Source organism: Paenibacillus sp. SEL1 (assembly GCF_054602535.1).
This window is the reverse complement of the sequence record NZ_CM137723.1, coordinates 197,558-220,248: the sequence shown is the minus strand read 5'-3', so window position 1 is coordinate 220,248 and position 22,691 is coordinate 197,558. Positions and strand designations below refer to the sequence as shown.

Sequence of the window (22,691 nt, the reverse complement as noted above, 5' to 3'; positions counted from 1 at the left end):
GCGGTACATTGACTTCATGTAAACGCAAACAACAAGACCGAAAACGTTGGAGGTGAAAACGGGCGCATGACGGGCCCAGTTCATTTTTGGAGAAGAGGAAACGTAATGAAGAAAAAGCCATGGCAAAAATATGTGCTGGTTGCGGCGGGAGTAGCTATGCTTTCTGCCTTGAGTATCAGTGAATATGTGGATCACCACACCTTGCAGGATCACAGCCGTATATTTCCTACGAAGCCAATAACACTCGTCGTTCCTTACGCAGCCGGAGGCGGTACGGATATTACCGCGAGAGCGTTGGCGAAAGCCGCCGAAAAGCATCTCGGTCAGCCGATCATCGTCGTTAATCGAACGGGAGGAGGCGGTTCTGTCGGGCTGATGGAAGGGGCTGAGGCGCAGGCGGACGGTTATACCGTAACGTATCTGGTCGCTGAGCTGACTACGTTGTCTCATTTGGGACTGCTACCGCTCACCTATGAGCGATTTAAGCCGCTGCTTCAAACCAATATGGACCCTTCCGCCATTACGGTCCGGGCGGATGCACCATGGAAGACAGCGGAGGCATTTCTGGAGGATGCTGGGGCCCATCCCGGCAAGCTCAAAATGGGGAATGCAGGCACAGGGAGCATATGGCACCTTGCTGCCGCGATGCTGGAGCAGAAAAGCGGAGTTCGCTTTACCCATATCCCTTATGAGGGAGCAGGCCCAGCCGTCTCCGCTTTAATGAGCGGATTTGTGGATGCTGTACCCGTCAGTCCCGCAGAAGTGAAGAAATACGTGGACGAAGGGAAACTTCGCATACTGGCGATCCAGGCAGACACTATTTCGGAAGCGTTTCCAAAAGTGCCGACACTACAGCAAGCCACTGGGCTACGTGTACATTTTATCGGCACTTGGAGAGGGCTGGCTGTACCCAAGGATACACCGGAGGAAGTTGCTCAAACGCTGACGGATGCACTGATCAAGGGGACGAAAGACGAGGAATTCAGGGAGGAAATGCGTAAGCATGGGTTGGGATTGCGTGTCCAGGATGCAGAGGCATTCGCGCGGCAACTGAAGGAGAGTCACGATACCTTCGCGAGACTGATTCCCGAGCTCGGCTTGAGCCGCAAGTAACACGGCCTTGTTTTTGCATTGGCAAAAACGAAAGGGTTGAACGAAGTTATGAAAATCAAACAAAACATTGATAAAATTCCAGGGGGCATTATGCTGGTGCCGCTGTTTATTGGCGCGCTTTTTCATACATTTACTCCATGGGCAGGCGACTATTTTGGATCTTTTACCAAGGGGCTGATGACAGGTACGGTACCCATCTTAGCAGTATGGTTTTTTTGTATGGGTGCTTCTATAGATGTGCGAGCGACGGGTACTGTATTGCGTAAATCAGGAACGCTCGTATTGACTAAAATCGCGGTCGCGTGGGTAGTGGCGATCATTGCATCCAGATTGCTGCCTGTTGGTGGTATAGAAAGTGGGCTATTTGCAGGTTTGTCGGTGCTGGCGTTGATCTCGGCTATGGATATGACGAACGGCGGGTTATACGCCTCTATTATGCAGCAGTATGGCTCCAAGGAAGAGGCAGGAGCATTTGTACTGATGTCACTGGAATCGGGTCCGTTGGTGACCATGATTATTTTGGGTAGCACCGGGCTGGCCGTTTTTGAACCGCAAACATTTGTGGGAGCGGTATTACCATTTTTGGTTGGATTTATGTTGGGCAATTTGGATCATGATTTCCGAAAATATTTTGGGAACGCAACGCAAGCTTTGATTCCATTTTTCGGTTTTGCACTTGGTTGTTCCATTGACCTGAGTGTCATTGTCCAGACAGGTATGCTTGGTATTTTATTAGGTATTTTTGTCATTATCGTTACAGGTATTCCACTGATTTTGGCTGACAAATATATCGGTGGTGGCAACGGTACAGCAGGGATTGCAGCCTCCAGTACAGCAGGTGCAGCAGTAGCCAATCCAGTCATTGTCGCCAACATCAAGCCTGAGTTTCTGCCTGTAGCGCAATCTGCAACGGCCTTAGTTGCTGCTTCGGTCATTGTGACCTCGATTTTAGTACCTATTCTGACGGCATACTGGGCCAATTATATGAAGCGTAAGGGGAAATCCCAAGGAGCAGGACCTGTAAATCCAGGGGCGAATGTGCCTAAATAAAGTTTGAATGATGATGGCTCGACTTATGGACCTTTCCATTACCCGGGAAATGCTTTTACAGTTATACCTTTAATCCTAACATTACAAAACTTGTCCTAAAACGCTTCTGCAAACATACATATGTAAGCAGAGGAGCGTGATGGGATTGGAAAACAAGGTGCGTCGCTACTACCAGTTAAAGCAAAAGCAAAAAGAAATTGAAGGTGAACTGACTGATTTGCGTAATGACATTACCGCACATTGTGCACAGCAGGAAGTATCAGTTTGGGAAATTGGCAACTACCGAGTCAAGATTATACAGCAGCACCGCAAGGAATACGATCATACAAAGTTGTATGATTCACTGCCTGATCCGCAGCTATGGCGCTTGTTTTCCAAGCCGGATACGTCGAAGATTGCCAGTTTGCTTAAGCTCAAGGTCATCGCAGAGGAGCAAATAAAAGATGCCGTTTCTCTTAAAACGGTGACGCTATTACAGGTGGATAAAAAATAAATAAAAAGAGCTGTCCCCGTTTTCGGAGCCAGCTCTTTTTATTGTCTGTTGTTACTAGTCTTCCACCTTCACGCTCTATGAGTATTTATCAGACAAACTTTTTCCTACTCCTTTGAGAAAATGAATGCCAAATCCCATTGCCCGGTTTACATCTGGATCATTCATCGCCTTCATAAGATCGCGCAGACGAGTCTTTTTATTCTGCTTTAGATGTTTATCGGCTTCGTTCAGGCCATTAGTAACGCTGTTTGCCAGCTTTTTCATCAGCTCGGGGTCTACCTCAGACAGCATTCCTGCTGCTCCCATGAGATTATTGATGATGTTCGTCACAGGCTTACGCGTCGCTTGTCCTACAGCGATTTTGGCGATGCTTTCTTTAGCCTTTAGCATAGACTGAGCTGCTTCGAGAAGACCACTATCGTGCAGTTCACGTACGATTTCAAGTGTCTTCTGCAATGCCGCCCCATTGTCCGCCAGATCAGCAGTAAGCTGATCTAGCGATTGTTTTTGCCGTTCTTCTTCTGTCAAAATGCGTTTTCTCACAATTGAAATAGGCTTAGCCACGGCTTGACCTCCTTATTTTTGATCCACTAAATCGACGTAACCGGGACGATTCCACTTACGGTCCACTTCAACCCCATTTTGCGGATGACGCTTTTTGTAACGCGGATTGATACGTGGTAGTGGATTTTGACCGTCTACCTCCAAAATTTGCATCCGTACTTTGGCTTGTTTATAGGCCGGTGTACGGGTGACCACATCGAACGCTCCACCAGTTAACAGATTGACCGCACCATCATGGCTGGTAGAGTGCATCGGCACATAAATTTCAGTTCCCTGCACCCGGTCTGTAACCAGAACGCGTAGCTTGACCGCACCATAAGGGGATTCCAATCGAACCAGCGATCCATTATGGATTCCGCGCTCTTCAGCCAATTCAGGGGACACTTCCACAAATACTTTTGGAAGTTTGAGCTGAATGCCTGCCGATTTGGTCGTCATATTTCCTTCATGAAACTGTTCGAGCAGTCGACCATTATTTAAGGTCAGATCGAATTCAACGGGGTACTCTTTCGGTGGCACATATTCGAAAAGTCCCAAACGCGCTTTTTTATCCGGAAAGTTAAAGCCGTTGGTGTGCAGTAGCGGTGTATTGCTACCATCCGGCGATCCCCAGTGGAAGCTGTTCCAGCCTTCCAATACGTCATAATTACATTGGGAGAAAAATGGAGTGAGCGACGCCATTTCCTCAAAAATTTCACTTGGATGGCTGTAATCCCAATCAAATCCCATGTGCTTGGCAAATTGGCTGAAAATCCACCAATCCGGTTTACTGTCTCCCATAGGGCGGAGTGCTTCATATAAACGCTGGACACGACGTTCGGTGTTCGTAAAGGTTCCGTCTTTTTCGAGTGAAGGTACGGCTGGCAAAATGACATCGGCGAATTCAGCTGTTTTGCTCAGAAATACATCCTGAACGACAAGGAAATCCAAATTCGCCAGCATTTCTTGGGTATGGTTGGAGTCGGCATCCACCCATGCCATCTCTTCTCCAGCGATATACATCGCTTTGAGCTTACCTGTTTCAATGGCTTCCAGCATCTGAATGTTGTCCAGTCCGCGTTGACCTGGAATTTGTACGCCGTAGGCCGCTTCGAACTTGGCACGAACGACATCGTTCGTCACGGGCTGATAGCCCGGGAAAATATCCGGCATTGTACCCATATCGGCAGCACCCTGAACATTGTTATGTCCGCGAAGCGGATATGCGCCTGCACCCGGACGCATAAAGTTTCCAGTCACCAGCAGTAGGTTGGCAATTGCAATCGAAGTGTAAGAGCCTGCGATGTTTTGCGTCACACCCATGCCCCAGCAAATGGCAGTGCCGTCGGCTTCGTGAATCATAGTCGCTACCTGAATCAGTGTCTTTTTGGAAATACCAGTTTCCTGTTCGGCAAATTCCAGGGTGAAACGATCTAGCAACTTCAAATATTCAGGATAGAAGTTTACATGCTCTTCAATGAATTTTGCATCATGCCAGTTTTGCTCAATGATGTATTTGGCTACAGCGGATAACCATACATAATCAGTACCTTGCTTCGGACGAATGAACAGATCTGCGCGTTCTGCCATTTCATGCTTGCGCAGGTCGACCGAGATCAACTTTTGACCGTGCAGCTTATGCGCACGTTTGATACGAGTAGCCAGCACTGGATGTCCTTCTCCCGGCGCGCAACCGACCAGCATGACCAAACCTGCTTTGGCAATGTCTTTAATCGTACCGCTGTCCCCACCGATGCCTCCGGTGTATTGCAGCCCCCATGACGCAGGAGATTGGCAATACCGTGAGCAATTATCGACGTTATTCGTTTGGAAGACCTGACGAGCCAACTTTTGCATCAAATAGTTTTCTTCATTGGTAAATTTGGACGAAGAAATAAAGCCGAGTGCCTCACCGCCGTAAGTTTCTTGAATAGCTCCCATTTTGCTGGCCATCAGGCTCAAGGCTTCTTCCCAGGTAGCTTCCACAAATTCGTCACCTTGACGAATTAAAGGGGAGGTCAAACGCTGATCGCTGTTCACAAAATCCCAGCCAAATTTCCCTTTTACGCATGTTGAGATACCGTTAACAGGTCCCTCAGAGGTAGGTTGTACCTTCAAAATTTTGCGGCCTTTGGTCCAAACCTCAAAGCTGCAACCTACACCGCAAAACGTACAGACGGTTTTCGTTTTTTTCGTACGGGTTTCACGCATTGCTGCTTCGACTTCGGAAATAGCAAAAATCCCACTATAGCCCGGCTCCACTTCCTTTATTAAATCCACCATCGGATTTAATAAATCCTTGTTCATGCCACTCATGAAGCCTGCTTCTCCCAGCATAGATTTCTCCATCAAGGCATTGCATGGGCAGACGGTTACACACTGACCGCAGCTGACGCAGGAGGAATCGTTAATCGCAACCCTGTCATCCCATATGACGCGAGGGCGTTCCGCTTCCCAGTCGAGGGACAGCGTTTCATTGACCTGAAGGTTTTGGCATACCTCTACGCATTGGCCGCATGCAATACATTGATTGGGGTCATATCGATAGAAGGGATGAGACATATCTACTTCTGTCGGGTCAACTTTCGGTTGATACGGATATTTTTGATGTTCAATCTCCATAAGCTCTGCTGTATTATGCAAAGTACAATTACCGTTGTTGTTATCGCACACTGTGCAGTAGAGGAGATGATTTTCTAGCAATCGGTCCATAGCCTCGGTTTGAGCTGCTTTCGCGCGATCCGAGTGTAAATGAATATTCATTCCATCCGAAGCCAGTGTTGAGCAGGAACGCATAAGTTTTCCGTCCACTTCCACGATACATGTGTCACAGGTGCGGATCGGATCGACTTCGGGAACGTAACACAGCTGGGGATGGGCGATGTTGTTTTCGTTAATCACTTCAAGAATCGTTGCGCTGTTCTTCGTTTTCAGTTCCTGTCCGTTTAATGTAATTTTGATCGTACTATCAGTCACGGTTCAGGCTCCTTTCAGATTTTAAATTTAAAAATTAGGAATAAAAAAACTCCACCATAAACACAAGTGCTCGTGTTTCAGCACTTGTGTTTATGGTGGAGTAGTGACCAAGCTCTAGGTCCTGGAGGCCAATCCGCCATTTGAATATGTATTAATAACAAACGGTACGCACCGTCTGTATATCAATAACTTCTGAATAACTTAGATATGTCATTTTCTGCATGTCATCTCGTGTAACTATAACGTAAAATTTAAGATAGTTCAACGGTACATTATTAATTTTTTAATTGATAATGATTATCGTTTGAGAAATCGAAAAATCATTGACAAACGTTCCAGGATTGCTAACAATAGGAATGTAATCTATTTCAGAGCAATCGTAAATGGAGTGTGCGTGGGAACCGCGTATATTTTATTTGTCGCAGCGCTTGTTAGTTTGATTTTTCTATATCACATGAAGTGGGATTCGTAAAATCCTGATGTAGATAAATTAACCGGCATTTAGCAGATTCTTCGATATTCATAAGCGAAGAAGTTGTTGTGATGCCGGTTTTTTGGTTCAGTATAAAATGAATGGAAATACCGTTCCAATTTAGAGTGTAAAGAGTTTTATTAATGAAGACGGATTGAGGTGAACAGGATGGCGAACCGGAGCGACGATCAATGGAATCGTCCGTTACGGGACTTAAGAATATCCGTCATAGACCGATGTAATTTTCGGTGCCGATATTGTATGCCGGAAGAAATATTTGGCCATGACTATCCGTTTTTGCCAAAAGAAAAAATATTGACCTTCGAGGAAATTACGCGCCTTTCCCGTATTTTTGTCTCGCTGGGCGTTACGAAGTTGCGTATTACTGGTGGTGAGCCGTTGCTGAGGAAAAATTTGTCTTTGCTTATTCATTCGTTAACTCAACTCGATGGCGTTGAAGATATTGCAATGACGACAAACGGCGTATTTTTGCCTAAATATGCTGTAGCACTGCGAGAGGCGGGACTGAAAAGAGTGACGGTTAGTCTGGATTCGCTCGATGATGATCGGTTCCGCCAAATGAACGGGGGCAGAAGCAGTGTAAAGGCGGTGCTGGATGGTATTGAGGCTGCCGCTCAAGCAGGGATGCAGGTGAAAATAAATATGGTCGTGCAAAAGGGCTTTAACGATCAGGATATTGTTCCCATGGCCGATTATTTCCAAAAGAAAAAGCATATTTTACGTTTTGTTGAGTTTATGGATGTAGGCAACACCAATGGCTGGAAATTAGATCAGGTCGTTTCCAAGCAGCAGATCATCGAAGCCATTCATGAGCATATGCCGTTAGAGCCTGTTCCACCCCAGTACAAAGGTGAGGTGGCGACGCGCTACAGGTATCAGGACAGAGACGGGGAAATCGGCATTATTTCGTCTGTTACGGACGCCTTCTGCTCCACATGTACACGAGCGAGAATTTCTGCTGAAGGCTCCTTGTACACGTGCCTGTTTGCCTCTCAAGGGTACAAGCTTCGCGCGATGCTGCGTTCCGAACAGTCTGATGACGAGATTAGAGCTTACATTGAGCGTGTTTGGAGAGAACGTACCGACCGCTATTCAGAGGAACGACTGAATCATACACAGCAAGCAACGTCTAAAATTGAAATGTCACACATCGGCGGGTGAGCCGAAGAGTCCGCCTGTCAGAAACAAGGGAGTGGAGCACATGGAAAAGCCAGCTGAGGTAAAACGTGAGATTCTACGTTATCGTGACGGTCAGATCAAGCGTTTTGAAGACACTGTGGTGACGGAGCATCCGGTGACCATCAAAATCAATCAGCAGGAATTTGCTACCATGGTTTGTACACCAGAGTATGTGGAGGATATGGCAGTAGGTTTTTTGGCCTCTGAAGGCGTCATCCAACGGTACGATGATATTGAAGATATTTGGGTTCAGGAAAAAGAAGGTTTTGTTCATATTAAAACCCGTCGAATGAATGAGTTTTATCAAAACTTTCATTCCAAACGGTACATTACCTCCTGCTGCGGAAAAAGCAGACAGGGCTTTTATTTTATGAATGATGCCAAAGTGGCAAAAAGAATGAATGACACCCATGTTACGCTGTCTTTTGACGATTGTTTCCGCTTGATGAATTTAATGCAAAGCTCGGCACTTACGTTCCAAGAGACCGGTGGTGTTCATAATGCAGCGTTGTGCGATAAAGACGGGATAATCCTGTCCAGAATAGATATCGGCCGACACAATGCGCTGGATAAAATCTATGGGCATTGCCTAAAACATGATATTGTATTACAAGACAAAATCATAGTATTCAGCGGACGCATTTCGTCTGAAATTTTGTTGAAGGTTGCAAAGATTGGCTGTGAAGTTGTGTTGTCCAAGTCAGCTCCCACAGAGCTTGCACTTGAGTTGGCTGAGGATCTGGGAATTACAACCGTCGGCTTTATACGCAGTCATTCTCTGAATGTATATACGCATACCGAGCGGATTGATGAACTGGTTGAATCTAAAATATAATATACAAATCCTCATTGTACACCGTCATAGTTAACCAGCATGGAATAAAACCTTTCGGGGTATTCATTCATGTTGGTTTTTCTTGGTACATATGTGGTGGACAGTCACTGTACTGAAAAGGAGGGGATGTTAAATGAACTATCATATTCAAGTATTTGCCGGACTTGCGGAACAGATGGGAGGGCCTATAATCACGGTGCCTACTGATCAAGAAACGATGAGCGTTGCCGCGTTAAAAGACTTGCTATCCAAGTGTTTCCCTGAAGCAGCAGCCCAGTTGCAGGGTTCTTTTGTTGCCAGAAATCAAGCCTACGCCGCTCCTGAGGACCTCGTAAGTATCCATGATGAGATTGCGATTATTCCTCCGGTTTCAGGAGGGTAAATTCTATTAATAGAATAAATGAATTCGATAGAATAGGTGCAAGGGGGCAGATCATATGCAATACCGTATTCAGCTATTCGCAGGTATGGCGGAGCAACTTGGTGATGTGATCACGGTAGAACTTTCACAGGAAGCGGTGACCATTGCAGACATTCGAAAAAGGCTGAATGAGCTGTACCCGGAAGTGACTTCACAACTGCCAGGTTCTTTTTTTACCCATCATAAAAAGTTGGCTTCTCCAGATGAACTTGTGCTTCCATCAGATGCAATTGCTCTTCATCAGTCAGCACCCGGGATGGAGACGGTCGTTTCAAAATGTGGCTTATTTGCCATTACCTACGACCTGATTGATGCCGATGAAGTAACCTCAAAGGTGCTCGACCCTTCTCATGGCGCCTCGCTGACCTTCAATGGTACGACTCGGGAATTTACGCAAGGTCAACGAACGGTGCTGCTTGAATATGAGGCGTATGTCCCGATGGCCATGAACACAATGAAGCAGATTGGTGACGAAATTGCAGAGCGTTGGCCTTCTACACGTACTGCAATTACACATCGGCTTGGTACGGTAAGAATTGGAGAGACGAGTGTGGTGATTGCTGTCTCTGCTGCACACCGCGATACTTGCTACGAAGCCAGCCGCCATGCCATTGAACGGTTAAAGCAAATCGTACCGATTTGGAAAAAGGAAGTGTGGGAGGACGGCTCAGAATGGAAGGGGCATCAGCTGGGTGGCTGGAACCCTCAAAATACTCCAAAGCTTTCGAATAAGGGCGAGGACATTTGAACTTTTAGCTTGTCTGATCAACTTGTAGCTATCAATGGATAAGTATGGAGGCGTAAATCAACGATGTCAGAAATGGACAAAAATCAGAAAATAGAAGTTGATGCACAAGCACATGCGCATAAGTCTCATGCCCGTTATTCTAGACAGGAATTATTCTCGAAAATTGGACCGACAGGCCAGCAAAATATCCGTAGTAAGCACGTGCTGATGGTGGGGGCCGGCGCACTGGGCACTGCCAATGCTGACATGCTGGTGCGAGCGGGCATCGGACGGCTGACGTTGGTAGACCGTGATTATGTAGATTGGAGCAATTTGCAGCGCCAACAGCTCTATGACGAAGCGGATGCCCGTGATCAGATCCCCAAGGCAGTGGCCGCGCAGAAGCGATTGCAGCAAATCAATTCGGACGTGGACATTCGTGCGCTAGTCCGGGACGTCTCGCTGGAGGAAATCGACGATATCGCAGCAGGAGTGGATCTTATCGTAGATGCCACCGATAATTTCGATACACGTCTGCTTATGAACGATTATGCGGTCAAGCACCGAATTCCTTGGATTTACGGGGCGTGTGTGGGCAGCTATGGGACAACCTTTACCATCGTGCCAGGGCAGACACCGTGCCTGCATTGCCTGCTCGGGACCGTACCGCTTGGCGGTGCGACCTGTGATACGGTCGGTGTGATTAGCCCGGCTGTACAGATGGTGGCCGCTTATCAAAGCGCCGAAGCATTGAAGCTGCTCACCGGGGACGATTCGGCTTTGCAAAATAAGCTGATATCTTTCGACTTGTGGAACAATCAGCATCAGGCGATTCAAATCAGCGCCATGAAGAAAGCCGATTGCCCAACGTGTGGTGAGCACCCAGTGTTTCCTTTTTTACAATCGGAGCATCAGGCTAAAACGGCTGTCTTGTGCGGACGAGATACGGTTCAAATCCGCCCTGCCCCGGGTACTGTACGTGATCTGAATGAAGCGGCACGTTTGTTATCCCGTCAGGGGGGCAAGGTGGAGCATAATCCATACCTGGTATCCGTTGTTATCGGAACGCATCGAATCGTTCTTTTTCAGGATGGACGCGTCTTAATTCATGGCACGAAGGACATTGCCGAGGCGAGATCGATTTATCACAAATATTTGGGTTGACCCAATAGATTCGACCCGTTATGAGATGTACAATGTTTCCTTATTTTCGCTATCACATTTCGTCATCTCATTTTGGAATTTATAGGATAGGGGAAAAACAAGTTGAAAAAGAAATTTGGGTACATATTCACGTTCGTTGGATTGTTGGCATGGGTTCTGGCGGGCTGCTCGTCTACGGCTGCTGTACAATCGGCACAGTCCGCACCCAAGACAGAACTAGTCGTATCTGCCGCTGCAAGTCTTCAAGATAGTCTGAATACGCTCAAAGGCCAGTATGAGAAACAGCACCCAGATATCAAACTTACCTTTAACTACGCTTCATCTGGTACATTACAAAAACAGATTGAGCAAGGCGCACCCGCTGACGTATTTATTTCGGCAGGCATGAAGCAAATGAAGGCATTAACCGATGCTTCATTGGTGGAAAAGGATAACGTGCTGCTTCAAAATAAACTGGTTGTGGTTATTCCGCAAGATAAGGCGAAAAGCACAGATAACAAAAGCATTACGCTCAATGACTTGATGGGTCCTTCTTTCCTGAAAGTGGCTGTTGGGGAGCCTACTACCGTTCCCGCTGGACAGTATTCCAAAGAATCGTTAACGAAGGCTGGACTATGGGACAAGCTGGAACCTAAGATGGTATTCGCCAAGGACGTAAGACAGGTATTAAATTATGTTGAAACAGGCAACGCCGATGCAGGACTCGTCTATCTAACGGATGCCAAATCATCCGATAAAACGGTCATAGCACTGGAAGTGCCCGAGGAATTGCATGCACCCATCCTGTATCCTGAAGGCATTGTAAAAGCAACCAAACATAGCCAGGAAGCAGGCGAGTTTCTTGATTTTCTACGGACAGATGAAGCTATGAGTGTGTTCAGTAAAGATGGATTTTCAGCCCCCACAGAAATGACGGAAAAATAGAATTCACAGATAAAGGAGGGGGTCCCGTTGGATTGGTCAGCTTTTCTTCCTCCGGTTATCGTATCTGTTAAAGTCGCTGTCGTCGCCAGCATCATCGTCTTTTTATTAGCTACTGTGGTAGCGCGAATGATGGCGAACTGCACGCCGCGGAGGGGAACCAGCGTGATCGAGACCGTCCTACTTCTTCCGCTCGTTTTGCCTCCCACTGTTGTCGGTTTTATTTTGCTCATCTTGCTGGGAAGGAAAAGCTGGATTGGCACTGCCTTCGAAAGCCTATTCGAGCAGACGATTGTATTTACGTGGGGAGCTGCAGTGGTGGCGGCCGTAGTTGTTGCTTTTCCACTGGCTTACCGTACGATTAAAGCAGGGTTTGAAGCTGTAGACCCGGAGCTAGAGCAGGCTGCACGTGCGCAAGGTGCCAACGAATGGCAAGTGTTTCGCCACATTACGATGCCCCTTGCCTATCGACCGCTCATTTCAGGATACATTCTCGGATTTGCCCGAGGGTTAGGGGAATTTGGCGCTACGCTGATGCTTGCAGGTAATATTCCTGAACAGACCCAAACTCTGCCTACAGCAATTTACACTGCGTCCGAGGTCGGAAATATGACACTCTCCTGGAGCTGGGTAGCCGTCATCATTTTATTCTCTTTTATCATGTTGATGCTTTCTAATCGACTGGTAAAGGATTAGTCCGTCTGGAGTAAGAACATGCGCAGTCTGCCGATAGGGCAGCTGCGGCAACGTTATAGAGCAGCTTAGATCACCAAGAAACCCTGCGATTACTAAAACGCAGGGTTTCTTGTTCCTTTCGACAGCGATTACGGTGACCTCCCGGTCCTTGGTATCGCGCATTAGGTTGCACTAATGGCCGATGCCATAGAACAGATTTAGTGGAATTACGGTACAATTTACAAGAAAAACAAAGGGGGATGAGGAACATGAAGAAATTCGGGGAAATGTTTCTGGTAGGTTTAGCCATGGCTTTCGGGCTTGGTCTGGTGGCCGGAAATGTGCAACCTCCCGCCGCTTCCGCGGCCGGTACAGAATATTATGTGGCCACGAGCGGCAGCGACTCTAATGCCGGAACGAACGATGCGCCGTGGAAGACGTTGCAGCACGCGGCCGACGTGGCTCCTGCGGGCAGCACGGTTTACGTCCGAGGCGGCGTGTACAAGCAGAAATTAAAGATTACCCGCTCTGGCTCCGCTTCGCAGGGTCCCATTGTGTTCACCAACTATGGGACAGAGACCGCCATTATTGATGGCAGCGGACTTTAGGTTAGCGGGAACGAAGGGCTGATCGAACTGGCCGATGTCAATTACGTTACTGTTCAGGGGTTTGAAATCCGCAATTTTACCACTGCTTCCAAGAACGTGGTGCCTGTAGGTATTTATGTCCACGGTTCGGGCGGCTTCATTAATCTGTCCAACAACAAAATCCATGACATCAAAAACACGGTCACCCCGACCGGCAAAGATCGGCTGGGTCGGGATGCTCACGGTATCGCTGTTTACGGCACGAAAGCTCCGGCTTCGATTCACGACCTTACGATCAGCGGCAATGAGCTGTACAATCTCGTGCTGGGCTCCAGCGAATCGCTCGTTTTAAACGGCAACGTGGATGGCTTTGTGGCGACCAACAACCTCATTCACGATAATGACAACATCGGGATTGATTTGATCGGCTTTGAGGGAACTGCGCCGAATACCGTTTACGATCAGGCGCGGAACGGGTTGGTGAAGGGCAATCGGGTGTATAATAATTCAGTTCAAAATAACCCATCTTACAAGAGCGATGACAACTCGGCCGGCGGCATTTATGTAGATGGAGGCAAGGACAGCATTATTGAGCAGAACTACAGCTACAACAACGATATCGGCGTCGAAATTGCCTCTGAGCACGCCGGTAAAGCAACCAGTAATATTACGGTCCGCAGCAACGTGATATATAACAACCGACTGACCGGCATTGCCATGGGCGGTTACAATGAGGAGCGTGGCTCCACGGTAAACTGCAAGATCGTGAACAATACACTATACAAGAACGATGCGTTTGACGACGGAAGCGGTCAGCTTTTGGTTCAATATGATACGCGAAACAACGTGATCAAAAACAATATTTTCGTGGCCAGCTCCACGGATATGCTGATCTCCAATGGATACACCAAAAATTCCGGCAATGTTGTGGATTATAATTTATATTTTGCTCCGAGCGGCAGCTCGGAAGCCAACTGGATCTGGAAAAATAAAGAATATACAGGTTTCTCTGCGTACAAATCGGGGACCGGCAACGATACGCATTCTCTATTTGCCGATCCTAAATTCGTGAATGCCGCGAACAGCGACTTCCATTTGCAGTCTTCGTCACCTGCGATCGATGCCGGGAACACGGAACGTGCCATCATTGGAACACTGGATATCGACGGGAAGCCAAGAGTACAGGGAGCCGCTGTGAACATCGGTGCTTACGAGTAATTCCTATATTTTATGACAAACAGTGCATGGCGAAACTATGCGGTGCCATTGCTTGTACGTTTTTAAAATTTTAAAACACCTTCAAAGTGAAACCCCATGTCGTAAGATATGGAGATAACCTTGAAGGTGTTTTTGCGTTGGCAACAAGATTAAGCTGTCCTCGGAAAGTAAAAATGGAAGTCATACAAATGAGATTAGAAAGTTGTTCCTGTTCGATAGGTTCCGATTAACGTAGTTGTTGCACTCCTTTTAACCATACGGATTTGATCGACAAAGTATCCGAGATGTTGGTTGTCGGATCACCGTTTACTAGTATAAGGTCAGCGAGCGAACCTTCGGCAATACAGCCGCGATCGTTAAGCCCAAAGCAACGGGCCGGTTTCGCGGTAGCCGACTGAAGCGCTTCTATGGGAGTAAATCCGGCCTCAACCAGCAATTGCATTTCATGGTGAACGCTGGCTCCATGAGCAAGGCCGCCAAGATTGGGAACAGGAACGGGGGCGACATCCGTCCCGACCAGAATATCCACACCGGCACGGTGAAGATCCATCACATTTTTAAAGCTATTCTCCAAATTGCCTTGCGGGAAAGTATGGAAGCTTGAGTTCAAAATATCGATCCATTCCGGACTTAATTTGGAATAAACACGTGAATCATTCGCCAATTCTGATGCCGGATTCCCCAGAATGGATGAGTTCAATACCAAGCACGGTATAACAAATGCGTCTGAATCCGCTATGGATTTCACCAACTCAGATGTGAATTCGGGCCTGTCGAGAAATAAGTGACCCAATCCGTCGACTCCCATATCGATGGCGGTTTGCGAAGAATGAGCCGTCAAGACGTGAGCTATGACTATTTTATCGAATTTATGGGCTTCTGCCACGGCTGCTTTTAAAATCTCGTCGCTTAAAATAGGCAGTCCAGGGGCACCCAAGACCGTCCCTTCTTCAATCATGATTTTAATATAGTCGGCGCCACTCTCCACCTGGGTATGCACATGTTTGATCGCTTCTTCCACTGTCGTCACTTGGGGCACTTTTTCGTGATCGTGAGCGTAGGCGGCTAGCATAGCTTCCCGGTCTTCGTTGGGTAACTTCTCCAATTCCTTTAATACGAACTCAGGAATTTCATCCTCATCCTGCAATAATTCATCCGGATGACCACCTGGAGCAGTGATCGCTGTGCCGGCGGAACGGACTTCAGCGGCGTCATTCACGTTTTTCAACTGGATCTTGCGCCCTCTTTCTGTAAAACTGCCGTTCATTTCGAGTTCTGTCGTGACGCCGAATTTTAAAGCATCTCGTAACCCACCGATTGAAGTGTGGACATGCGCATCAATCAGGCCAGGCAATAATGTCGCATTTTCCCCATCGATGATCGTTGCATGTGTCGGAAGGTCTCCGCCTACCGAAATAATGGTTTCCCCCTGGATGACAACATTTCTGGGCTCAATAACTTTTTCTCCATCGAAAATACGTACATTCGTAATCGCTGTAACTTTTTCTACCGTAGAGCTTTGAGTTACATTCTTCATGTCGTTCCTCCTTAGTGTTCAGTTTTAAACACTTAGAATTCTAACTATTAGTTTTATAACTGTCAATAAACTGATTTTCATTTGACAAACAGTTTAGAGATTTATATAGTTTATTTACTGACAATTAGACTTCTAATAATTTGAGGAGGTATGATTATGGAAACCCAAAAGGATACGGTTTTTCTGGATTTGTTTCAGGTTATCGGTCTTAAGTTAAAGAAAAGAGCGGACGAGAGCATAAAAGAGTTGGGATTAAATGCTCAACAAGGAAAAATGATTAGATATATCTACGAGAATCAAGAAAATAATTTAATTCAGAAGGATCTGGCCGATCGGTTTCATCTGCGCGGAGCCAGCATTACAAGCATACTTCAAGGTCTTGAGCAAAAAGGATTCATCGAGCGCAAAATCCCGGCCAATAATGAGCGGCAAAAAAATATTTATGTTTTACCAAAAGCCATTGAATTGATTGAAGCTTTTAGTGACTCTTTTCAAAAGGTGGAGGACGAAATTGTTCAAGCCCTGACCGAAGAGGAGAAGCAAATCTTAGAGGAAATGTTAAACAAAATTAATGAACGTTTATAATTTTAGATAAAATCATGTTCCAAAAATCACTTTCGCTAGTCTCTGTTTTATAGGAGAGGAATCGGTTATGATGGATATAGTAATAGGGATTTTAGTAGATTTTAGGAGAGCGGTGCGATATGAGAAGGGAAACGGGTTTTAACGAAATTATTCGAAAAGTACGTAAAGAGCTGTTTGGGAAAGGCCCGGAGCGCATACATACAACCTTTGTAGATAATATGGCCATCACGATGCTGTATGGAAATTTAACCCCATCCGAAAAGTTTCTGGCACAAGAAGAATCTGGGAAAGAGATGGTGCATGCAGCTCGAACCAAAATGGTTCAAAAAATATATCCCACACACTTCAATAAAGAACTGGAGGATTACATGGGTTCGCGGCTGCTGCACCTCTTTTCAGATATTAAAGTGGAGGAAGATATAGCCATCTCCGTTTTTGTATTTGAAGATAATATTACCGCAAAATAAAAAGAAGGCGGAACCGATATAGCATCCATATTGTTGGAGAGTTCGGCTACACCCTCGATTTAATTAACGATGTCCTAATTGAAATGGAATGAATAGAGAGTTTTTTCTGTTTACACGTTTTTTCTTCTTCGATATTGATATTGGGACCATTGGTAGAGAACAAAACATCCTATGCAAAAACCAAGGATAGCCACCAAGGCCGCCACTAGGACCATGGCCGAAAATACATAAGCGACAATACTCCACTGGAGCATAAATCCTACCCAAGCGACCAGCAGAAAAAAGACGGCAAGAAGCTGATTAAACCTTTGCTGTTCTCGGTCCTCCTGCACATATGAGGAGGGGCTTTTCTTCAAGAAAAGCTTGGCTATCCGCATTACTGGATTGAAGTTAAAAAGGACGCCGAGCAACCCCGCGATAAGAGGAATAACTAGCACCCCATATCCCCCTGTAATCCAAGTAAAAACTACAGATAAAACAATTACCCATTGATTAGCCCTGACTAACGGGCGCGGAATGGATGGATTTTGGCTCAAATATATCATCCTTTTCATATGGGAATAAATTCAAAGATGGAAATATTATAGCCTAACATTTGGGGAATAGATACCAAAAAACTAAAGACTCTGCAAGCCCATCTGCTAAGGTTTTTTGTCTTGCTTAATTCCTAGCAATGCATAATCCAATTTGTTACAATTCTTATATACGCCTATTGGGGCAGTACAACAAAGGCGAAGCCGTCAGAAGCAAGTGGGATGTTGATCATGAGACACCGCTTTTTTCACAGAATAGAGATTATATTAACCAATATGTATACTTGGACAAGGATGTGTAGATTTGGAGTGTGTCATTTTTATAGGAATTCAGGCTTCGGGCAAGTCGACATTTTATAAAGAACATTTCTTCAAAACACATATGCGAATAAACCTTGATATGCTTAAAACACGGAATAGGGAAAATATTTATCTACAAGCCTCCATCGAAACGATGCAGCGCTTTGTTGTAGACAATACAAATGCCACTGTTATAGAACGGAAGAAATATATAGATGCTTGTGAAAATAAGGGATTTAAAATTATTGGCTACTATTTTGAACCCGATTTTGCAGAATCTATTAAGCGTAATGAGCAGCGTACAGGCAAAGAGTATGTTCCTGAAATCGGTATTAAAAGTGTAATGAGTAAACTAGAGGTCCCGAGCTACGAGGAAGGATTCGATGAACTCTATAGCGTGTTTTCCATTGAAGGAACATTTCAGATCAGAAGACTGCCGGAAAACCATACAATATAGGGGGGATACCATGAACATACCTGAGAGATTCATCAAACGTTTTCCAGCATACGAAGATGTATTTGCCAGCGATCTTGAACATCATCGCAAGCACTTTCTGCCGATTTGCTCGATTAATCTTCAGTTTTTATTCCCGGAGCAGGACGAGTGGCTGCATTTTGTTTCCGTAAAAGAAATCTACGAAGGCTGTGTGGGTGAAAATACTCAGCAATTTCATACCTCATATACCAAGGAAGATATGCTGGGGTTCGATGTCATTGACGGTAAATACAAATTCGAAGCAGACTGGAATTATTTTAGTCTCCATCAGAAAGAGCAATTGGAAGCTACCTATGAAGCGCTGAAATCTACCGGGGATAAAGCGTACCTACGTATGAAGAGAGAAGTCATGGCGTTGGACGGACTGGAACAGGTGTACATGGCTAATGAACAAGACTACCAAGCTCGCAAAGCATTTTTCCTGGAGAACAATAAAATTTATCCATATTCCTCCTTTGGAGAGGCCAAAAAGTCTGTGGAAGAACTCATCCGTGATTTTGAGGAAAAGCAATCCAGCGGTTGGGGGCTGAGTTTCCCTGAAGTTAACGGTATTTTAGAGGATATCGCATTTCAGTCTGACAAGGCTCAAAGTTTTATCAAGGAATATGACGAATCTCTGGAAGAGATGCTCCATTTCGAGCAAACCAATCTGCTTCATGTGCCTAAGCGTCCCAATGGTGAGATTTTTACCTATATCGGTTCCATTACCGGATATTATTTTCAAGCATGTGGGGCGGATACCGTCTATTTATTTTACGACCAAGAATTAAGTAAAGCGGTAATTTGCTTCGAATATTCATAAGTATATAAAAAAACTCCCATCAAGGGAGTTTTAATATTTATTTCTTATTCATCTCCACATCATGCTCTTTGGCAAGTGTGTTGACCTGTTCACCAAAATCTCTGAATAGTTTTCTACCTTCGCTGAGCTTAGTATTACTTTCATTGATTAAGTTCAGATCCTGTTTATCCAATGCATCGAGCATCTTAATGAAGGCTTCCTTTTGAGTACTAGCGGCCTTGATGTAGGTTTCGTGGACGGCTCTTACCTCAGGAGTTTCCGTCTTTACAGCTTCTAACTTATCAACAAATTTGGTGTATTCCGGGATGATATCGTCTTTTAAAGCATTATATAGTGTAACATCATCTGTAAAGTTATCTCCGGTCACAGCTTCATACTTATCAGTAACTGCTTTTTCATCTTGTGCCAAAGGAAGCATTCCATCATTGACATACGTAATTAAATCTTTTTTAACCGGATCGGTAGAGCAAGCTGCCAAAATAGAGAAGCAACATAATACTAACATAAACACGCTAAGTTTTTTCATCTGTATTCCCCTTTTTTATGTATGTTATGGGTAATTCGATTCATTTAATAGTCAGAAAGAACTATCCATATTGTTTGATTATATCGTATAAATAAGAGAATGGTAGGATTTTTATGGCAAAATAGTGTCAAAATTATGTTGATTAACCTAAACCTATTCATTCGTATTACAAATAAGAATATTTTAAGAAGTATATTCCATTTGAACCAATAATGTATTACGATAGAGCCATACAGCCTAGAAATTGCCCTGGTTTATCCGGGGATAGCGGGAATTCCTTAAACCATTTGAGAGGGGATTTCAGTATGAAGAGGTTCAAAAAGGCTATTGCAGTGATGTTAAGCATGATGCTCCTGTTTGCTTTCGGAATGACTGCGAATGCGAGTGAAAACACGGAGGCTGCATCGGATCAAGCGATTAAAGCAGAATCCGAGATTCAGCTAACAACTGTAAATGAAGACGTAATTAAGCGTTTAACACGGGCAGACAAGCCAGACAGCGTTACGTCTTCGGTTTATGTCATGCAAGAAAATCTCAACTTCAAGACACCAGAGACAACCTCATTGAAAAGGGAATCCATTTCTTCGCTGAAAGCAAGCCCAATGGCTGCTTTAGCCACAGCTTCTTCTGCTACGTATTCCGGTACGATTACGCAGGAGGGAGGCACACAATTTTTATATCCGATTTATTTGCAGCCTGGTGAATTGTTGCAGTCCCAGTTGGATGGTCCATTTTCAGCCCAGCTTGACTATGACTTATACTTATATGAGTTTGATATGACGACAGGTGACATTAATTCTAATGCCATTGACGCATCCACCTATGGTACTTATTTTAACAATTATGAACAGGGTGCTGCCTCACTTCCTGAAAACGTAGGAACCCGTAACACTGCCGGATATGAAAAGGCATATGCGATTGCTGTCCATGCCAAAAAGGGTTCCAGCATCAATGATCCTTTCTATCTAACGGTCGATACAAGTTCCAGCTACGATGCATATGAACCAGATGAGAGTGCTTTCCATGCCTATAACTTTACCTTTAGTACGGGTGGTTCGTCGCTTAATTCACGCTCCATTCATTCAGGTATTGATAACGACTGGTACCAAGTTACGATCCCTGCCAGCCGCAATTATGACGCTTTGAACGTAAAGCTTGACAATGTTTCGGACGGCTATGGCTACAAAGCGGAAGTCTACGGAGCTCTTACCGGAAACCAAATGATGCTTTTGCCGCAAACGAATCATAATGTTAGCTTAAATACAGGAACCTACTATGTGCGAGTGTACACAACAAATCAGTTTTCAGCTGACCATTCATATGCACTCACACTTAAACCGGTGCTTCGGGCTGGGAAAGTTGTAATTACCGGTTATGATTCTTCTAAAAATGGGCCTAATGACTACCCAACCTATTCTTATGGGCGCCATTATCGAGTTAATGGAAGTAGTAGTTTTACTGTGAAGGGCGTGGTTACTACAACTGACAATTATCCAGTTGCAAATGCTCCTGTTGACGTAACATGGTTGAATCAAAACTGGAGCGAAAGCAGCGGAAATCGCACTCGCACAGGTACTGCATATACGGATCAGAACGGAGTTTTTAGTGTTACTGTTTCCCTGCCACATTCAACTGGAAGTATTGCAGAATATCTGTCTGGAGCTATCAGTTTCACACACTATTTTGATCTTTCAGGGGTAGCTGCTCAGGTGAGAGGTACTTCGAATATAGCCACAGATGTTGTATATCACTTTGCTTACAGTATTTATGGAGGGTGATAAATGGGGTTATAAAGCAATCACTTAAGGTGAATTGTTGCTTGAATGAAATAAAAGTAGTTTGTTTCAATATTTGTTCATTATTGGGACAAAGCGTATATTCATTCCATATATGCTTTGTCCGATATATATAGAAACAGGGTCACATTACACTATACATACGCCTTAGATTGCCTGTTACAAACATGACAGGAGGAAATAGAATGAATTTTGGACCTCTTAGAGCACAGCAAGCGATTCTTAATGCAAGTAGTTTACGGATCAATCCGACAAGCAAGCAAGCTCCACCACCCCAGCTTCATGAAGAACAGGTCTCCAGAATGGTAGTTCAAGACTCCGTGGAGATCAGTGAAGCTGGTAGACAGTTGGCCGAAGGGGCTATTGTATCACAGGCTGCCAAGTATTTCGGTACAACACAGATTAATGATTCATTAAACCGGGTTTTGGAAGGTCAGCCAGAAGAAGTGTCTAATGCAGTGTACAGTATGATTCAATCTAATTTTATCGTCGACGGAACAGTAACGGATGAGAGTCAGCGAGCTGTGCTGCTGGAGATGGGAATTACTCAATCCAAGTATATTGCTGATCATTACATGGATGGCGACAAGGCGAAAGAATTTCTCGAAACCATGAACCAGATCGCTGGTATTGCTTTAACACGATCCACTGATCCAGAGACCGGAGATATTAGCTACACGACTCCAATAGATCGTCCGTCAGGTGCTCCTGAGGATTATGTTAAGCTATCGGAAGTGATGAAGCAGGTCGATCCTCAAAAATATACGGCGTACATGAATGATATTAAAGGTGGAGGAAATGGGCTGAGCCAACTGTTAAATTTTGCGCAAAAGGTTCCTCAACATCCCGATTGGATTGAGAAATACAAGGAACGCACGGGACAGAACGCAGAGTTGCTAAATAACACACCGTTAAACAATCGGTTTGACAAAGCTGATACGACATCAGCTTCTGCTTTTATGAATAGTATGCAAAATCTTCTTAAGGAAGCTTCCGCTACTCAGGATTCTTACATGCAGAATATGCGAGGATTTTTTCGGAACTTAGGTGTTCAGGTTCATTAACACCTTCAAATAATTTGTCAGTTCTGTTTACAACCTGCTTGGAACGAAGTATAATAGCTTCAAAACATACTCGTGATATAGAGGAAGCACCTCAAACCTAGGCATTAATGCCTTCGTTTGAGGTGCTTTTTCTATTTTACCCGAAGCGAGTTTGTAAAACTCTTTGAAAATAAAATAAAGTAAGGAGAAG

Annotated in this window: 21 protein-coding genes and 1 pseudogene; 17 read left to right on the top strand and 5 right to left on the bottom strand. The window is 45.0% G+C overall.

Features of this window, described 5'->3' with window-relative positions; genetic code table 11:
• Positions 1-105: 105 nt before the first annotated feature.
• The 3 genes from ACYCSE_RS00985 (at position 106) to ACYCSE_RS00975 (ending at position 2,656) form a co-directional block, all read left to right on the top strand.
• A complete protein-coding gene (locus ACYCSE_RS00985; RefSeq protein ID WP_459700884.1) occupies positions 106-1,113 on the top strand; it encodes a tripartite tricarboxylate transporter substrate binding protein in 1,008 nt (335 codons plus the stop codon).
• Positions 1,114-1,161: 48 nt separating this feature from the next.
• Complete coding sequence (gene kdgT, locus ACYCSE_RS00980; RefSeq protein WP_250260847.1) at positions 1,162-2,163, top strand: 2-keto-3-deoxygluconate transporter; 1,002 nt, start codon at positions 1,162-1,164, stop codon at positions 2,161-2,163.
• A gap of 139 nt (positions 2,164-2,302) precedes the next feature.
• Positions 2,303-2,656: a hypothetical protein gene (locus ACYCSE_RS00975; protein WP_459700882.1), complete on the top strand. Its 354-nt coding sequence runs from the start codon at positions 2,303-2,305 to the stop codon at positions 2,654-2,656.
• 75 nt (positions 2,657-2,731) lie between these two features.
• On the opposite strand, the gene ACYCSE_RS00970 is transcribed toward ACYCSE_RS00975, so the two are convergent.
• Both ACYCSE_RS00970 and fdhF read right to left on the bottom strand, forming a co-directional pair.
• Positions 2,732-3,220: a helical membrane plugin domain-containing protein gene (locus ACYCSE_RS00970; protein ID WP_459700880.1), complete on the bottom strand. Its 489-nt coding sequence runs from the start codon at positions 3,218-3,220 to the stop codon at positions 2,732-2,734.
• A gap of 12 nt (positions 3,221-3,232) precedes the next feature.
• Positions 3,233-6,175, bottom strand: coding sequence for a formate dehydrogenase subunit alpha (fdhF, locus tag ACYCSE_RS00965; RefSeq protein ID WP_250266343.1), 2,943 nt, complete (start codon positions 6,173-6,175; stop codon positions 3,233-3,235).
• Positions 6,176-6,815: 640 nt separating this feature from the next.
• On the opposite strand from fdhF, the gene moaA reads away from it, so the two are divergent.
• From moaA to ACYCSE_RS00925, 8 genes and pseudogenes are all read left to right on the top strand, one after another.
• Positions 6,816-7,829 (top strand): GTP 3',8-cyclase MoaA, encoded by a 1,014-nt coding sequence (gene moaA / locus ACYCSE_RS00960; RefSeq protein ID WP_069290051.1) that lies wholly within the window; start codon positions 6,816-6,818, stop codon positions 7,827-7,829.
• Positions 7,830-7,869: 40 nt separating this feature from the next.
• Positions 7,870-8,682 carry a formate dehydrogenase accessory sulfurtransferase FdhD gene (fdhD, locus tag ACYCSE_RS00955; protein ID WP_459700877.1) on the top strand — a complete coding sequence of 271 codons (813 nt, stop codon included), beginning with the start codon at positions 7,870-7,872 and terminating at the stop codon, positions 8,680-8,682.
• A gap of 133 nt (positions 8,683-8,815) precedes the next feature.
• Entirely contained in the window at positions 8,816-9,064 is a 249-nt protein-coding gene (locus ACYCSE_RS00950; RefSeq protein WP_459700875.1) for a MoaD/ThiS family protein, read from the top strand.
• A gap of 55 nt (positions 9,065-9,119) precedes the next feature.
• Entirely contained in the window at positions 9,120-9,851 is a 732-nt protein-coding gene (locus ACYCSE_RS00945; protein WP_459700873.1) for a molybdenum cofactor biosynthesis protein, read from the top strand.
• A 63-nt stretch (positions 9,852-9,914) separates the two neighbouring features.
• Complete coding sequence (locus tag ACYCSE_RS00940) at positions 9,915-10,994, top strand: thiazole biosynthesis adenylyltransferase ThiF (protein ID WP_172828263.1); 1,080 nt, start codon at positions 9,915-9,917, stop codon at positions 10,992-10,994.
• 102 nt (positions 10,995-11,096) lie between these two features.
• The gene (modA, locus tag ACYCSE_RS00935) at positions 11,097-11,918 is read left to right on the top strand and encodes a molybdate ABC transporter substrate-binding protein (RefSeq protein WP_459700871.1); all 822 of its coding nucleotides are present in this window, start codon (positions 11,097-11,099) and stop codon (positions 11,916-11,918) included.
• Positions 11,919-11,945: 27 nt separating this feature from the next.
• Entirely contained in the window at positions 11,946-12,611 is a 666-nt protein-coding gene (gene modB / locus ACYCSE_RS00930) for a molybdate ABC transporter permease subunit (RefSeq protein WP_250268882.1), read from the top strand.
• Between the two features lie 248 nt (positions 12,612-12,859).
• Positions 12,860-14,395, top strand: a pseudogene (locus tag ACYCSE_RS00925) (choice-of-anchor Q domain-containing protein).
• Positions 14,396-14,621: 226 nt separating this feature from the next.
• Here the strand turns inward: ACYCSE_RS00925 and ACYCSE_RS00920 are convergent.
• A complete protein-coding gene (locus ACYCSE_RS00920; protein WP_459700868.1) occupies positions 14,622-15,932 on the bottom strand; it encodes an amidohydrolase family protein in 1,311 nt (436 codons plus the stop codon).
• Between the two features lie 150 nt (positions 15,933-16,082).
• Here ACYCSE_RS00920 and ACYCSE_RS00915 point away from each other — a divergent pair, with 150 nt between their 5' ends.
• Together ACYCSE_RS00915 and ACYCSE_RS00910 are read left to right on the top strand one after the other, a co-directional pair.
• The gene (locus tag ACYCSE_RS00915; RefSeq protein ID WP_419538109.1) at positions 16,083-16,517 is read left to right on the top strand and encodes a MarR family winged helix-turn-helix transcriptional regulator; all 435 of its coding nucleotides are present in this window, start codon (positions 16,083-16,085) and stop codon (positions 16,515-16,517) included.
• 119 nt (positions 16,518-16,636) lie between these two features.
• On the top strand, positions 16,637-16,984 hold the full coding sequence (locus tag ACYCSE_RS00910; protein WP_134903409.1) for a Na-translocating system protein MpsC family protein: 348 nt from the start codon (positions 16,637-16,639) through the stop codon (positions 16,982-16,984).
• 110 nt (positions 16,985-17,094) lie between these two features.
• On the opposite strand, the gene ACYCSE_RS00905 is transcribed toward ACYCSE_RS00910, so the two are convergent.
• Complete coding sequence (locus tag ACYCSE_RS00905; protein ID WP_155729733.1) at positions 17,095-17,529, bottom strand: DUF4395 domain-containing protein; 435 nt, start codon at positions 17,527-17,529, stop codon at positions 17,095-17,097.
• A gap of 292 nt (positions 17,530-17,821) precedes the next feature.
• Between ACYCSE_RS00905 and ACYCSE_RS00900 the strand changes: the two genes are divergently transcribed.
• Together ACYCSE_RS00900 and ACYCSE_RS00895 are read left to right on the top strand one after the other, a co-directional pair.
• Positions 17,822-18,274, top strand: coding sequence for an AAA family ATPase (locus tag ACYCSE_RS00900; protein WP_459700864.1), 453 nt, complete (start codon positions 17,822-17,824; stop codon positions 18,272-18,274).
• A 10-nt stretch (positions 18,275-18,284) separates the two neighbouring features.
• Positions 18,285-19,115 carry a siderophore biosynthesis protein gene (locus tag ACYCSE_RS00895; RefSeq protein ID WP_459700862.1) on the top strand — a complete coding sequence of 277 codons (831 nt, stop codon included), beginning with the start codon at positions 18,285-18,287 and terminating at the stop codon, positions 19,113-19,115.
• Positions 19,116-19,152: 37 nt separating this feature from the next.
• On the opposite strand, the gene ACYCSE_RS00890 is transcribed toward ACYCSE_RS00895, so the two are convergent.
• A complete protein-coding gene (locus tag ACYCSE_RS00890; RefSeq protein WP_061830400.1) occupies positions 19,153-19,641 on the bottom strand; it encodes a hypothetical protein in 489 nt (162 codons plus the stop codon).
• A 305-nt stretch (positions 19,642-19,946) separates the two neighbouring features.
• On the opposite strand from ACYCSE_RS00890, the gene ACYCSE_RS00885 reads away from it, so the two are divergent.
• Both ACYCSE_RS00885 and ACYCSE_RS00880 read left to right on the top strand, forming a co-directional pair.
• Positions 19,947-21,419, top strand: a complete 1,473-nt coding sequence (locus tag ACYCSE_RS00885) for an Ig-like domain-containing protein (protein ID WP_459700860.1) — start codon at positions 19,947-19,949, stop codon at positions 21,417-21,419.
• Between the two features lie 203 nt (positions 21,420-21,622).
• Positions 21,623-22,501: a hypothetical protein gene (locus ACYCSE_RS00880; RefSeq protein WP_459700858.1), complete on the top strand. Its 879-nt coding sequence runs from the start codon at positions 21,623-21,625 to the stop codon at positions 22,499-22,501.
• Positions 22,502-22,691: the final 190 nt, after the last annotated feature.